Origin of the sequence: Herbaspirillum sp. 1173, assembly GCF_031455335.1 — a bacterium.
GTDB lineage: Bacteria > Pseudomonadota > Gammaproteobacteria > Burkholderiales > Burkholderiaceae_D > Herbaspirillum > Herbaspirillum huttiense.
The window spans coordinates 688234-702184 of sequence record NZ_JAVDSP010000002.1 but is presented as its reverse complement, the minus strand read 5'-3'; the positions used below and the strand labels follow the sequence as shown (position 1 = coordinate 702184).

12 protein-coding genes are annotated in these 13951 nt (G+C 64.3%); 7 read left to right on the top strand and 5 right to left on the bottom strand.

Features of this window, described 5'->3' with window-relative positions:
• Nucleotides 1-53 precede the first annotated feature (53 nt).
• Nucleotides 54-707, top strand: a complete 654-nt coding sequence (locus tag J2X56_RS11190) for an oxygen-insensitive NAD(P)H-dependent nitroreductase NfsB (protein WP_039787033.1) — start codon at nt 54-56, stop codon at nt 705-707.
• A 21-nt stretch (nt 708-728) separates the two neighbouring features.
• Here J2X56_RS11190 and J2X56_RS11185 read toward each other — a convergent pair whose 3' ends face one another.
• Together J2X56_RS11185 and J2X56_RS11180 are read right to left on the bottom strand one after the other, a co-directional pair.
• Nucleotides 729-1541, bottom strand: a complete 813-nt coding sequence (locus J2X56_RS11185) for an IclR family transcriptional regulator C-terminal domain-containing protein (RefSeq protein WP_051156421.1) — start codon at nt 1539-1541, stop codon at nt 729-731.
• A gap of 25 nt (nt 1542-1566) precedes the next feature.
• A complete protein-coding gene (locus J2X56_RS11180; protein WP_039787035.1) occupies nt 1567-2349 on the bottom strand; it encodes an IclR family transcriptional regulator C-terminal domain-containing protein in 783 nt (260 codons plus the stop codon).
• Nucleotides 2350-2478: 129 nt separating this feature from the next.
• Between J2X56_RS11180 and J2X56_RS11175 the strand changes: the two genes are divergently transcribed.
• The 5 genes from J2X56_RS11175 to J2X56_RS11155 all read left to right on the top strand — a co-directional run bounded on the left by J2X56_RS11175 (nt 2479) and on the right by J2X56_RS11155 (nt 8088).
• Nucleotides 2479-3360 (top strand): 4-hydroxyphenylpyruvate dioxygenase, encoded by an 882-nt coding sequence (locus tag J2X56_RS11175; RefSeq protein WP_088755638.1) that lies wholly within the window; start codon nt 2479-2481, stop codon nt 3358-3360.
• A gap of 4 nt (nt 3361-3364) precedes the next feature.
• Complete coding sequence (locus J2X56_RS11170) at nt 3365-4210, top strand: shikimate dehydrogenase (protein WP_134136621.1); 846 nt, start codon at nt 3365-3367, stop codon at nt 4208-4210.
• Nucleotides 4207-5079 carry a sugar phosphate isomerase/epimerase gene (locus J2X56_RS11165; RefSeq protein ID WP_034330567.1) on the top strand — a complete coding sequence of 291 codons (873 nt, stop codon included), beginning with the start codon at nt 4207-4209 and terminating at the stop codon, nt 5077-5079. Before J2X56_RS11170 ends, J2X56_RS11165 begins: the two co-directional genes overlap by 4 nt.
• Nucleotides 5080-5492: 413 nt before the next feature.
• Entirely contained in the window at nt 5493-6602 is a 1110-nt protein-coding gene (locus tag J2X56_RS11160; RefSeq protein WP_199725110.1) for a porin, read from the top strand.
• A gap of 88 nt (nt 6603-6690) precedes the next feature.
• Nucleotides 6691-8088 (top strand): MFS transporter, encoded by a 1398-nt coding sequence (locus J2X56_RS11155; RefSeq protein ID WP_134136622.1) that lies wholly within the window; start codon nt 6691-6693, stop codon nt 8086-8088.
• 79 nt (nt 8089-8167) lie between these two features.
• Here J2X56_RS11155 and J2X56_RS11150 read toward each other — a convergent pair whose 3' ends face one another.
• Genes J2X56_RS11150 through J2X56_RS11140 form a run of 3 tightly spaced genes read right to left on the bottom strand, consistent with a single transcriptional unit; the run spans nt 8168 to nt 11832 of the window.
• Nucleotides 8168-9661 carry a cytochrome c gene (locus tag J2X56_RS11150; RefSeq protein ID WP_310160263.1) on the bottom strand — a complete coding sequence of 498 codons (1494 nt, stop codon included), beginning with the start codon at nt 9659-9661 and terminating at the stop codon, nt 8168-8170.
• Nucleotides 9662-9669: 8 nt separating this feature from the next.
• Entirely contained in the window at nt 9670-11301 is a 1632-nt protein-coding gene (locus J2X56_RS11145) for a GMC family oxidoreductase (protein WP_134136625.1), read from the bottom strand.
• 27 nt (nt 11302-11328) lie between these two features.
• Nucleotides 11329-11832: a sorbitol dehydrogenase family protein gene (locus J2X56_RS11140; protein WP_232729669.1), complete on the bottom strand. Its 504-nt coding sequence runs from the start codon at nt 11830-11832 to the stop codon at nt 11329-11331.
• Between the two features lie 445 nt (nt 11833-12277).
• Here J2X56_RS11140 and J2X56_RS11135 point away from each other — a divergent pair, with 445 nt between their 5' ends.
• Nucleotides 12278-13828: a methyl-accepting chemotaxis protein gene (locus tag J2X56_RS11135; RefSeq protein WP_121043994.1), complete on the top strand. Its 1551-nt coding sequence runs from the start codon at nt 12278-12280 to the stop codon at nt 13826-13828.
• The last annotated feature ends 123 nt before the right edge of the window (nt 13829-13951 follow it).

The window sequence follows — 13951 nt, the reverse complement described above, 5'->3', positions numbered from 1 at the left end:
ATTAAGCAAAATTGAATGCTCAACGCCAACACCATTAAACGCAAGGAACCCCCATGAGCCTGCTCCACGCCGCCCGCAAACGCCACTCCACCAAGGCCTTCGATCCCAGCCGCAAGGTTCCCGAGAACATCATCGCCGAACTGCGCGAGCTGCTGCGCCTGGCCCCGTCTTCGGTGAATTCGCAGCCCTGGCATTTCGTGGTGGCTTCCAGCGATGCCGCCAAGGCCCGCATCGGCAAGGCCGCCGAAGCCGGTTATCCCTACAACCTGCCCAAGATCCTTAACGCCTCGCACGTGCTGGTGCTGTGCGCCCGCACCGGCATCAGCGAACCGCACCTGGAAGCCCTGCTGGAAAAGGAAGAAGCCGACGGCCGTTTCGTCAACGCCGAGGCCAAGGCCGGCCAGCGCGGCTCGCGCCTGCTCTACAGCAACCTGCATCGCTATGAACTGAAGGATGCCCAGCACTGGATGGAAAAGCAGGTCTACCTGGCCCTGGGCACGCTGCTGCTGGGCGCGGCCGAACTGGAAGTGGATGCGGTGCCGATGGAAGGTTTCAATGCCAAGGTGCTGGACGAAGAACTGGGCCTGCGCGAAAAGGGCTTCACCAGTGTCGTGCTGGTGAGCCTGGGCTACAGCGGTGCCGATGACTTCAACGCCAAGCTGCCGAAGTCGCGCCTGGCGGCCGAGACCGTCTTCACCGACCTGTAATCGGCAGCACGCGCTGGTCCCTCACACCTGATGGATCAGCGCATTGGCTGCCTGCTGCAAAGCGGGCAGCACGCGCGCCAGTGTTTGTTCCTGCGATTCCACTGCCAGCGGGAAGCTCAGACTGAGCGCGCCCACCACCTTGGCATGCCGATTCTTGAGCGGCACCGCAATGCCACGCACACCGGTCTGCAATTGCTGCTCCACCAGCGCATAACCCTGCTGGCGTGCCTGTGCGATCAATTCGTAGAGGCGATCCGGATCGGTGATGGTGTGGGGCGTGAAGGGCGTCATGGCACAGGTGGCCAGCCACTCGCGCACCTGCTGCTCGGGCAGCGCACCCAGCATCACGATGCCGGGTGAAGCCAGTTGCGCCGGCACCCGTGCGCCCAGCACGAAGCCGGTGGTCATCACGCGTGATGTGCCATTGCGCGCGATGAAGACCAGGTCCCAGCCATCGAGCACGCTGGCATAGACGGCCTCGCCGGTCTGCCCGGTGATCTGCTGCAGGTGCGGTTGCAGGATGCGCGGCAGCGGTGCCGAATCGAAATACGACCAGCCCACTTTCAGCACCCTGGGCGTCAGGGCGAAGGTCTTGCCTTCGCTGTGCAGGTAGCCCAGGTGTTCCAGCGTGAGCAGGTAGCGCCGCGCGGCCGTGCGCGAAAGCCCGGTGCGGGCCGCGACTTGCGCCGAGGTCATGCGCTGGTTGTCGTAGTCGAAGGCTTCCAGGATCAGCAATCCCTTCTCCAGTCCGGCGATCCAGTCGCGCCGGGCCAGGCCGCCTTCGCCGGCCTCGCTGCCATCTTCCGGCGCGTCGATTTTCTCCACATCGCTCATCGCGGATTCCTCTTGTGCATGGTCCTCATACCCACATCATCAGCGTGTTGGCCGTGGTCTGCAGGGCCGGCACGCCGCGCGCGATGGCGTCCTCGCGCGAGCAGGCGGCGATGTTGGAGGTCACGCTCAGGGCGCCGATGACGCGGCCATTGCGGTTCTTCACCGGGATGGCGATGCCGCGCATGCCCATCTCGAACTGGTTCTCGGTAATGCCGTAACCCTGCTTGCGCATGGTGACGATCTCGGCAAAGAGCGCGGCCTTGTCGGTCATGGCCATGTGGGTGTGCGGGATCAGGGTCACGCGGTCGAGATAGGCGGTGATCTCGGCATCCTCGCGCATGCCCAGCAGCACCCGGCCGGCCGTGGTGGTGTAGGCCGGCAGGCGCGTGCCGGGTTCGAAACCGGCATTGACCAGCTGCGCGGCCGTGACGCGGGTGACGTAGACGATCTCGTCGCCATCGAGCAGCGAGAAGTTGGTGGACTCCTGCAGCTGCTGCGTCAGTCGCTGCAGGAAGGGCACCACCGCGCGCGGCACGCGGGCCGATTCCAGATAGGACTGGCCCAGGTTCAACAGGCGCGGCATGAGCCAGAATTTCTTGCCGTCCGAGGCCGCCATGCCGGTATGCACCAGCGTCAGGAGATAGCGGCGCGCAGCGCTGCGGGTCAGGCCCACGCGCTCGGCCACTTCGCTGGCGGTCAGCTGCGGCGACTCGCTGGTGAAGGCCGTGATGACGTCAAAACCCTTCATCAATCCTTCGATCAGGTCTCGCTTCTGGATGTCCAGTTCTACCGAGTTTTGGTCGATCATCGTAAAAAAAGTCCAAAAATGAGTGATTGGCGAACAAGTTGCGCGATTATCGCACGCTTTGCTTCATATCGGCCTTTTTGCAGGGGGTGGGCTTGGCTATACTCGGCTCCGAGACAAATCATCGGGATCATGATGAACACCATAGAAAACAATCCTGTCCCCACCAATCCGCTGGGCATCGATGGCATCGAGTTCATCGAATACGCCACCACCGAGCCGCTGGCGCTGGGTGCCGTGCTGGAGCGCATGGGCTTCGAACAGGTCGGCCGCCATCGCTCGCGCGAAGTGGTGCTCTACACGCAAGGCGAGATGAACGTGATCGTCAACGCCGACGTGTCGGCCTGGTCCGGTTTCGACCATGAGGTGCAGGCCACCAACCTGAGCGCCATCGCGCTGCGGGTGCGCGATGCCAACGAGGCCTATCGCCGCGTGACCGAACTGGGGGCCTGGCCCATTCCCACCCGCGCCGGGGCGATGGAACTGAACATCCCGGGCGTGCATGGCTGTGGCGACTCCATCATCTACTTCGTCGACCGCTATCGCGACTTCTCCATCTACGACGTCGACTTCAAGCCCTCCAGCCAGGAGCGGCGCAAGACCACGGCGCTGTCGGGCATGCATTTCTTCGGCCTGGTGCAGGCCGTGGGGCCGGAGCGCACGCGTGAATGGATCGACTTCTATTCCTCGTTGATGGGATTTTCGGTGCTGCCCGAGGGGCAGTTCTTCGGCATCCTGCCCAAGGGCAACCTGCTGGCCAGCCCCTGCCGCCAGTTCTACATCCAGCTGGTGGAACCCCCGGAAGGCACCGAAGACATCCAGTGGGAAGAAGAGTGGCTGCGTCTCGGCCTGGGCACGCCCGACGTGCTGCAGGCGGTGCGGCAATTGCAGGAGCGCGGCGTGATCTTCGTCGACCGCGCGCCTACCCAGATCAGCGAGCGCGGTGCGCTCACCCAGCTTTACAAGGGCGGCGTCAGTTTTGAACTGGTCCGCAGCCAGAAAGACAAGAACTGAGACCATGAAGGAAATCACAGGCACGACCCGCATCTTCCCCGTCATCGGCTGGCCGGTGGAACAGGTGAAGGCACCGACTCTGTTCAACGCGTATTTCAAGCGCCACGGGCTGGATGCGCGCGTGATCCCGTTCAAGATCGAACCGGAGCGCTACTGCGAGGCCGTGCGCATGTTCATGAAGACGGAAAACGTGGGCGGCATCTTCGTCTCCATTCCGCACAAGCCCATGACCCTGGAGGCGGTCGAACAGGCCACCCTGCGCGCCCGTGTGGCCGGTGCCTGCAATGCGGTCTATCGCGATGCCGAGGGTGTGGTCTGGGGCGACCTGATCGACGGCGAAGGCTTCATCCGCGCACTGGCGCGCACCGCCGCCGACCGTCCGCTGGTGTGGAACAGGACGCGCGCCCTGGTGGTCGGTACCGGCGGTGTCGGTTGCGCCATCGTCGCCTCGCTGGCGGCGCAGGGCATCGCCGAGATCAGCGTCTTCGATACCAATCGCGCCGGGGCCGAAGCCTTGCTGGCGCGCGTGGAGGCGGCCTATCCGGCGACCCGCGTGCGCTTTGCGCAGCCCGACGCCAGCGGTGTCGACCTGCTGGTGAACTGCACGCCACTGGGCATGCACGTGGGCGACCCGATGCCCTTCGCGCTGGAAGGTGTGAGTACGGAGGCCATCGTCGCCGACTGCGGCATGAAGATCGAGATGAGCCAGTTGCTGGTGCAGGCGCAGGCCAAGGGCTGCCGCATCCAGAAGGGCAAGGAGATGCTCATCGAGCAGGCGCCGCTGTATCTCGAACTGTTCGGCTGGCCGGGTGTGGCCGCGGACGACTTCCGTCATCTGGAGGCATTGTGAACCTCGACAATTTCGGCATGGATACCATCACCCTGCCGGGTGGACTGGAATCCAAACTGGCCGCCTCCAAGGCGGCTGGTTTCTCGCAGCTCATGCTGTGGTCCAAGGACCTGGTCGGCTATCCCGGCGGGCTGGAGGCGGCCGTCAAGCTGGTGCGCGAAAGCGGCGTGCGCGTCACCGGCATCCAGGTCATGCGCGATTACGAAGGCCTGCAGGGCAGCCTGCACGACTACAAGGTGGACGTGGCCCGCAACCTGCTGCAGATCTGCAAGGCGGTCGGTGCGCCGCTGCTGATGGTGTGCTCCTCGACCTCGCAACACGCCAGCGGCGACACCCGCCACATCGCGCGCGACCTGGCCAAGCTGGCCAACCTGGCGGTGCCGCTGGGTATCCGCGTGGGCTTCGAGGCCTTGTCCTGGGGACGTCACATCAATCAGTACATGCAAGCCTGGGAAGTGGTGGAGATGGCCGATCACGCCAATCTCGGCGTGGTCATCGATTCCTTCCACATCCTCGCCAATCGCGGCGCGCTGGAAGACCTGGATGCCATTCCCGGCCGCCGCATCGTGATGGTCCAGCTGTCCGATTTCATGTGGCGCGAGATCCGTACGCCCGAAGAACGGCTGGAGACGGCGCGCCATCTGCGCGTCTTCCCCGGTGAGGGCGAGCATTCGCTGGAACTCTCCGACATGGTGCGCCGCCTGCATCGCGGCGGTTATCGCGGTGACTACAGCTTCGAAGTGTTCAATGACGATTACCTGCAGATGTCGCCGGCCGTGGTGGCCGAACGCGCGCGCCGCTCGGCCAAGTGGGTGACCGATCAGGTGCTGCGGCGCGGCCTGCGGGTGCGTGAAGCGGTGGCGGCGTAAACGCACAAAGCGATCCTTAACCTGCAGTCAACAATCAGCATCAGCAATCAGCATCAGCAATCAACATGAGCAGCACCACCGGCTCGCCACAACAAAACCATAGCGAGCGGGTTTGACGATGCGACACCGTCCCTTCAGGGGGCGGGCCGCATGATCACAACAGAGGAGACCCCATGACACCGCAGCGTCCTTCATCCTGATCCACCGGCCCCTTCCCTGAACACGCCAGGGTGCAGCGGGCCCACCGTTTCCTCCCGTTCGGAACATGCCGCGCAGCGCGCCGGCAGGGGACGCATTGCGTGTGCCGGGAGTCACGCTCCACCACCATCACCACAACCACAAACACAACAGAGATCCGAGACATGACACCACGATCCACCCGCCCGACAAGCGCACTGCGCACGCCCGTCGCCATGGGCCTGCTGCTGGCCGCCTCCACCACGGCCCTGGCGCAGAGCACCAGCAACGTCACCCTGTATGGCACGGTCGACCAGTACCTGGGCTACATGCACAGCAGCAGCGGCAAGAGCCTGTGGGCGCTCAACGATGGCGCGATCCTGCGCAGCCGCATCGGCCTCAAAGGCTATGAGGATCTGGGCGGTGGCTATGCCGCCACCTTCACGCTGGAAAACGGATTCGCCGGCGACACCGGCGGCCTGGCCGACAGCACGCGCCTGTTCGACCGCCAGTCCTGGGTCGGCATCAAGACCCCGGCCGCAGGGGAATTCCGCGTGGGCCGCCAGAACAGCGTGCCCTTCTTCATCGGCGGTGCCATCGACTATACCGAGCGCACCACCTACGGCTCCATCATCAATACCTTCGGCGTGCCGTCGCGCTTCGACAATGACCTGTCGTGGAAGTCGCCGCGCTGGGCCGGCTTCCAGTTCGATATCCACTACGCCATGCCGGAGACCGCAGGCGAGGGACTGGGCCGCCGTGGTGTCTATCAGTTCGGTCTGGATTACACTAACGGCCCGTATCGCGCAGGCTATGCCGGTCTGGTGGCAAAACCCAATGCCGGCGGCCTGTACAGCAATACGGTGCAATACCATAACGTGTATGCCGACTACGACTATGGCCCGGGCAAGATCTACCTGGCCTACGTACGGAGCAACAACACCACCGCCAACGCCAATGGCAACAATGCCGCGACCATCCTCAACAATGTCAGCAATCCCAACAATTTCTTTGCCGGTAACGATCCGAATATCCAGCGTTTCTACAACGTCTACCAGGTCTCGGCGGACTATCGCCTGACGCCGCAGCTGCGCATCGGCGCGCTGTATGGCGTGATGGTCGACACCTCCCACAAGGATGGTGGTGCACAGGGCGGCAACGTGGGCGCCTACTATGACCTCTCCAAGCGGACCACGCTCTATGGATTCGCCAACTACATGAAGAACCAGGCCAATGCCGGCTGGCGCTTCAGCGGCTCGGCCGGACCGGGCAGCAACCTGGCCGGGGCCGACATCAATGGCAAGAGCCTGATCGGACTGCAGATGGGCATCCTGCATCGCTTCTGAGTTCGCCCCCGAGCCAGCCATTTCTTAATATCGGCAGGCCGTCATCGCATCAGCATGACGGCCTGCCCGGCAACACCACGGAGACACCATGCAATCCTCTCATTCCAGCGATCACTCGCAGCAGAGCAAGAAGGCCGCCGCCAGCGGCTGGATCGGCTCGGCGCTCGAATACTATGACTTCTTCATCTACGCCACGGCTGCTTCGCTGATTTTCCCGCAGCTGTTCTTCCCCAAGGGCGATCCGACCACCGCCATCATCGCCTCGCTGGCCACCTATGGCGTGGGCTATGTGGCGCGTCCCATCGGCGCCTTCGTGCTGGGCCACCTGGGCGACACCCACGGCCGCAAGAAGGTGCTGCTGTGGTGCATGTTCCTGATGGGTTTTTCCACCATCGGGGTCGGGCTGTTGCCGACCTATGACCAGGTCGGCCTGTGGGCACCTGCACTGCTGGTCATCATGCGCCTGGCCCAGGGCTTTGCCGTGGCTGGTGAAATCTCCGGGGCCAGTTCCATGATCCTGGAGCACTCGCCCTTCGGACGGCGCGGCTACTACTCCAGCTTTACCCTGCAAGGGGTGCAGGCCGGGCAGATCCTGGCGGCCGCGGTGTTCCTGCCGCTGGCGCATTACATGCCGGCCGAGCAGTTCAATGTGTGGGGCTGGCGCATTCCCTTCCTGCTCAGCTTCCTGGTCATCATCGCCGGCTGGATCATCCGCCGCACCGTGGATGAGACCCCGCTGTTCAAGGCCACCGACAAGAATGAACTGAAGCGCCGCTCGCCGGTGGTGGAAGCCTTCCGCGACAGTTCGCCCAACATGCTGCGCGTGGTCTGCATGGCGCTCATGAACGTGATCCCGGTGGTGGCCACCATCTTCGGCGCGGCCTATGCGGTGCAGCCGGCCTATGGCATCGGCTTCGCCAAGGATGTCTACCTGTGGATTCCGGTGGTCGGCAATATCGTGGCGGTGCTGGTGATTCCCTATGTGGGCAAGCTGTCGGATCGCATCGGCCGCCGTCCGCCCATCATCGTCGGTTCCTTGCTGGCGGGCCTGTTCGCCTTCGCTTACCTGTATGCGATCAGCATCCGCAACGTCGAACTGGCTTTCGTGATGTCGATCCTGATGTGGGGCGTGGTCTACCAGGGTTACAACGCGGTCTTCCCCAGCTTCTATCCGGAACTGTTCCCGGCCCGTTCGCGCGTCTCGGCCATGGCCATCGCGCAGAACGTGGGCACCGCCATCACGGCCATGCTGCCGGCGCTGTTCACCGCCGTGGCACCTCCGGGCTCCAGCAATATCTGGCTGACCGTGGGCGGCATCGCCTTCGGCATCACCATCGTGTCGGCACTGGCAGCGCTGTCCGCCCGCGAGACCTATCGCATCCCGCTGGAAAAACTGGGCGAGCGTGATGCCCAGCCGATGCCGCTCAACGAGTATGAGCGTCTGCGTGCGCAGGCTGATCTGGAAGGACGTTACGCCAAGTCCTGATCCGGTCTGGCTGTAGAAAAGAAGTAAAAAAAGCGCTGTTCCTTGTGAGGGGAACAGCGCTTTTTGTATGGCAGGTAAATTATTTCCAGTCGTGCTCGGGATCGATGCGCTTGCGTCGCAACAGCATCAGTGTGCCCAGCAACAGCAGCAATACCACCACCACCGCGCCCACTCCCATGCCGATGCGCGCCACCAGCAGCAGCGGCGAACGCGGGCCGCCCTCGCGGATCACGGCCACGTCCTCGGGTTTTACCTTGAGCTCAGGGTTGCCGTAATACTTCAGCAGATAATTCGACAGCGCTGCCACATCCTCGTTGGAGAGTTTGTTGAGCGCATTGGGCTGGTCGCCGAAGGGCGGCATGAAGACATGGCCGCCGTCTTCAGTCTCGCGCTCCACGCCATAGAGGATGGTGGCGATCAGGTTGTTGGCATTCACGCCCGCCGTGGCCGAGTTGTGGAACAGCGAAGGATAGTAGCCATCGCGCGTACCTTGTCCGTTGTAGCCGTGGCAGGAAGCGCAGCTGGCCGAGAACAGGCGCGCACCGCGGATCTCCTCGGGACTGTCGGCGCCCAGTGTGCGGCCACGGAACTGCGCCAGCGCATTGCCGGCCTTGCCCTGTTCGAAGCGCGTGCCCAGCGTGGGCGGCGTCGACGAATCCGGGCCGATGGCCGGGGTCTCCTTGAGGTAGACGGCGATGGCGCGCAGGTCCTCGTCGGTCAGTTTGGAGAAGCTGTGCGTGATCGCCTCGGCCATGCTGCCGGCGGCCTGGGCACGGCCTTCCACGCGGCCGGTCTTGAGATAGGCGACCAGCTCATCCTGGCTCCAGGTGCCGATGCCGGCCGTGGGATGCGGCGTGATGTTGGGCGCATACCAGGGGCCGACCTGGGCACCGGAGAGCGCGAGATTGGTTTTCTCCTGCATCAGGAAGCCGCGCGGTGTATGGCAGCTGCTGCAATGCGCCGGGCCTTCGGCCAGGTAGCGTCCGCGCAGCCATTGCGGAGAACGCTGCGGGGCCGGGGCCAGCGGCTGGTCCTTCAGGAACAGCGCATTCCACACCTTCATCGACGCCCGGATATTCATCGGGAAGGGCAGGGCGGTCTCGCGGGTGGCGGTATCCACCGGTGCCACGCCCTTCATGAAATACGCATACAGGGCATGCACGTCAGCATCGTTCAATGCGGCATACGCGGTGTACGGCATGGCCGGATACAGGTTGGCGCCATCGGCGCGCACGCCGCGCCGCAGGGCGGCGGCGAATTGCGCTTCGCTGTAGTTGCCGATGCCGTGCGACTTGGAGGGCGTGATGTTGGTCGCGATGATCTCACCGACCGGCGAGGCGATGGCCAGGCCACCGGCCATGGGTTTGCCGCGCGGCGCGGTGTGGCAGGCGATGCAGTCGGAGGCCACCGCCAGGTAGCGGCCGCGCTCGATCAGTGCCGCTTCGGGCGAGACGGCCGGGGCCGGTGCTGCGGCGGGTACATCAGGTGGCGCGCTCGCCGGCTCGGGTGTCTGCGCCATTGCAGACGTGGCCAGCAGGGCAGCGGCGAGGGCGAGGAGGTTCAATGGTCGCATGCTCGTCCTCAGGCTTTCTGCAGTTGACGCACGATGGCATCGGCCGCCTTCAGGCCCAGTGCCGCCATGCTCAGGGTGCTGTTGCCGCAGGCGGTGCTGGGCATGGCCCCGCCACCGGGCAGGAACAGGTTGTCGTGATCGTGCGCGCGGCAGTCGGGATCGACTACCGAATTGGCCGCATCCAGTCCCATGATGGTGCCGCCCATGATGTGCTTGCTCTGCGCAAAGGCGGGGCTGACCTTGATGTCGGTGGCGCCCATGGCTTGCGCGATCTTGCGGCCGATGGGCAGCGAATACTGTTCGGCCGACTTGCGGGTATAGTCGCCCACGTCGTAATGGATGGACGGACGCGGCAGGCCCAGCCAGTCCTTCTTGGCCGAGAGCGTGAGGCGGTTGTCGGCATCGGGCAGCACTTCATGCGCCAGCACGACGTCGGCGGTGCAGGCGGTCATGCGGCGGATTTCCTCGTCCAGCGCCTGGCCGACCAGTCCCTTCTTCAAGGCGGCGAACGTGACGAAACGATTGCGCGCGAAATTGTTGTAGCGGAAGTAGGCGCCCGCATGTTCGGAACGGAAGCTGCCCTGCGAGGTTTCCATGATGCCGCTGTTGACCACCGGACCGACACCGGACCAGTAGGGTTCGGACAGCGTGAGCGTCATGGTCAGTTGCGGATGGTCCATCATGTTGCGGCCGACCTGGTCGGAGCTGTTGGCCAGTCCGTGCGGGTTGCGGCTGTTGGCCGACATCAGCAGCAGCTTGGGCGTTTCGATGCCGTTGCAGGCCAGCACGAAGATCTTGCCGGTGACGCGATGGCTGACCTTGTTGGCATCGAAGTAGTTGACTGCGTTCACGCGGTTGGCCTCATCGGTCTCGACCCGGTACACCACGGCATCGGTGAGGATGGTGGCACCCTTGGATTCGAGGCGCGCCAGTGCGGTGGCGGCGTCGTACTTGGCACCGACCGGGCAGACCGGCACGCAGTTGTTGTTGGCGCAGCAGGCCGGGCGCTCATCGTAGGGCATGCCGCTGTTGCGCGCCTGGGCCGTCGGGATGTTGTGGTAACCCAGTTCCCGGACCACGTCGGTGAAGCGTTGCTCGCCCGGGCTGAAGGGCAGGGCCGGCATGGGGTAGGGCGCCGAGCGTTGCGGCGGCCATTGCAGGGCCGGGTCGGACGGACCGCAGATGCCCAGCTTGTGTTCGACGCGGGTGTAATACGGTTCCAGCACGTCGTAGCCGAAGGCCCAGTCGCGGCCCACGCCGTAGAGCGTGTGCAGCTGCATGTCTTCCGGCGTCAGGCGCCAGCAGGTGCCGGCCCAGTGCCAGGTGGAGCCGCCGGCATAGCGGATGAAGGTCTGGGCGTATTTGTCGGGACCGGAGAGTTCCAGGTAGTGATCGTCCGGATTCTCGCTGGAGGGCATGGGATGCGGTGCCCACGGGCGCGGCGGATAGCAGGAGGAAGGATCGCCCTTGAGCGCCAGCGGCAGGTTGCGGAAATTTTCCACCACCTCGGCGCGCGCCACGCGCGGGCCGGCTTCCAGCATCAGTACGGGGATGCCGGCATCCAGCAGTTGTTCGGCGATGAGCACGCCCACCACGCCGGTGCCGACGATGACCACCTCGGCCTTGTTGTTGCTGTTCATACGTTGATTTTCCACAGGTTGCAGGGATCAGAAGCGCGGCATGTCGGCCAGCGGCACCGTGACCTGGCGCCAGCGGTTGGGACCGCTGATGCCGTAGGAGGGGATGGCGACCACGTCCAGCGTGGTCTGGTAGGTCAGCGCTTCTTCATAAGTGAAGACCGTGGCATTGCGCTTGGGCGAAGAGCAGCCGGTATACCAGGCGAAGATGATCCAGTAGGCCAGCGTCTGCTGCGGGCCGGCGGGGATATCGGCGAAGAAGTCTTCCACCTTGCGGGCCTGCTTCTGTTCGGCGATGGCCAGCAACTGGCGCATCAGGGTGTCGAGGTCGGCGTGTTCGCGCGCGGCCACTTCCAGCATGCGCGCACCCACCGCCGGATTGAGGCGGTGATTGACCAGCAGCGCGGACAGGCGCATGAAGGGGGCCAGTTGCGGGCTGTCAGGCTGCGGGATGGCCCAGGAAGGCAGGCTGGACAAGGCGACGTAGCTGCCCAGCAGGCTCACGCCGGTCAGCAGCAGGCTGCGCCGGGACATGGTGACTTGACGGGGAAATCGGTTCATTGGCGGCGTTGGCATGTGCCTGGTGCGAGGAGGGCCCGAAGGCGGCGGCCTCGATGGCCAGGACGATGCGGTTTGTGGTGGAGGATGCGTGCAGCTGTCTTTCAGCTGTATTGCTGGTGGTTTGCTACTGTATCGGTGCTGTATTGGTGCTTCGTTGCGACTGTATTGCTCACTGATGCCTGACTGTTTGCTGACGTGATGCTGCAGCATGAACGCTGCGCATGTTAACAGGGTTTGCCCCGGCGTGCAGGAAGGTGTTGCAGCAAGGCATCTGCGCCATAAAAGCGCTTCTCTTCCGGCGATTGGTGCAGGGGAGATTTCGTGATAATTCTCGCGGGGAACGGTGCGCCACTCAGAAGAACAACAGGCGCGCCGTTGCGACATGGGTGACATTCAATTCGATCAGGGGCGGGTGATGATGGGGTGGTTCAAGAATCTGAAGATTGCCAGGAAACTGCAGCTGGCATTCCTGGCGGTGCTGGTGCTGATGGCCATACTGGGGATCTTTTCGATCAAGCAGCTGGCCAAGGTCAAGAATGCGTCTTCTGAAATCTCGCGCGACTGGATGCCGGCACAGAAGAAGCTGGGCGACATCAAGCTGTATTTCGTGCGCCTGCGCGGCACCGAATCGCAACTGGCGATCTACGACGGCGATGTCGAGGCGATGAATGGCCTGGTCTCGCGCAGCCAGGCCATCCTGACCGGTCTGGACAAGACCATGAAGGATTACGCCGCCACCCTCGATACCCCGCAGGAGCGCGAGATCTATCCCAAGGTCGCGGCGCAGATAGCGGAATTCCTGGCCGAGCACAAGAAGATCGTGGCCGCCTTCCTGGCCAAGGACAATGCGCAGGGGCGCGATCTCTTCCTCGGCTACTCCAACAAGCTCTATCCGCAGATCCTCGCTGATCTGGAAAAGCTCATCAAGATCAACCAGGAGGGCGGCGATGCCGCCACCGCCGGTGCCGATGACACCTTCAGCCAGTCGCGTGTGGGCGTGCTGGGACTGCTGATCGCGGCCCTGGCCATCGGCATGGGCCTGGCGATCACCATGGGGCGCATCATCGCCGCCCCCTTGCAGGATGCCGTGGGCATCGCCCGCCGCGTGGCCGGGGGTGACCTGGGGGCCGAGATCAGCGTGCACAGCAAGGATGAAACCGGCCAGCTGCTGCAAGCCCTGCAGACCATGAACGAGGGCTTGCGCCAGGTGGTGGGCCAGGTGCGCAATGGCACCGACAGCATCGCCACCGCCTCCACCGAGATCGCCACCGGCAACCTGGACCTGTCGCGCCGTACCGAGCAGCAGGCCACTGCCCTCGAAGAAACCGCGTCGGCCCTCGAAGAACTGACCTCCACCGTCAAGCAGAATACCGACAACGCCCGCCAGGCCAACCAGCTGGCCATGGCCGCCTCGGGCGTGGCCGCGCGTGGCGGCGGCGTGGTGGGCGAGGTGGTGCAGACCATGGAAGCGATCAACGATGCCTCCAACCGCATCGTCGAAATCATCAGCGTGATCGATGGCATTGCCTTCCAGACCAACATCCTGGCCCTGAACGCCGCCGTGGAAGCGGCCCGCGCCGGCGAGCAGGGGCGCGGTTTTGCGGTGGTGGCCTCCGAAGTCCGTTCGCTGGCCCAGCGTTCCGCTTCCGCTGCCAAGGAGATCAAGCAGCTCATTGACGATTCGGTCAGCAAGGTCGGGGCTGGTACCACGCTGGTGCGCCAGGCCGGGTCGACCATGTCGGAAGTGGTGGAGAGCGTCAAGCGCGTGACCGATGTGGTCTCCGAGATCTCGGCGGCCAGTACCGAACAGAGCGTGGGGATCGACGAGATCAACCGCGCCGTGTCGCAGATGGACGAAGTCACGCAACAGAACGCGGCCCTGGTGGAGCAGGCCGCCGCCGCCGCGCAATCCATGCAGGAACAGGCGGCCGGCCTGGCCAATACGGTCAGCGTCTTCAAGCTGCGCTGATTCCCCGCAGTCCGTGGCCGGGCCTGGCTGGCCGGCCACGCGTACGGATGAGCTTGCGGCCAGCCCCTCTACCTCCCGCCGCCTTCCCGGCCCCTGCGGCCTTCCTTCCGCGCCTGCGCGCGG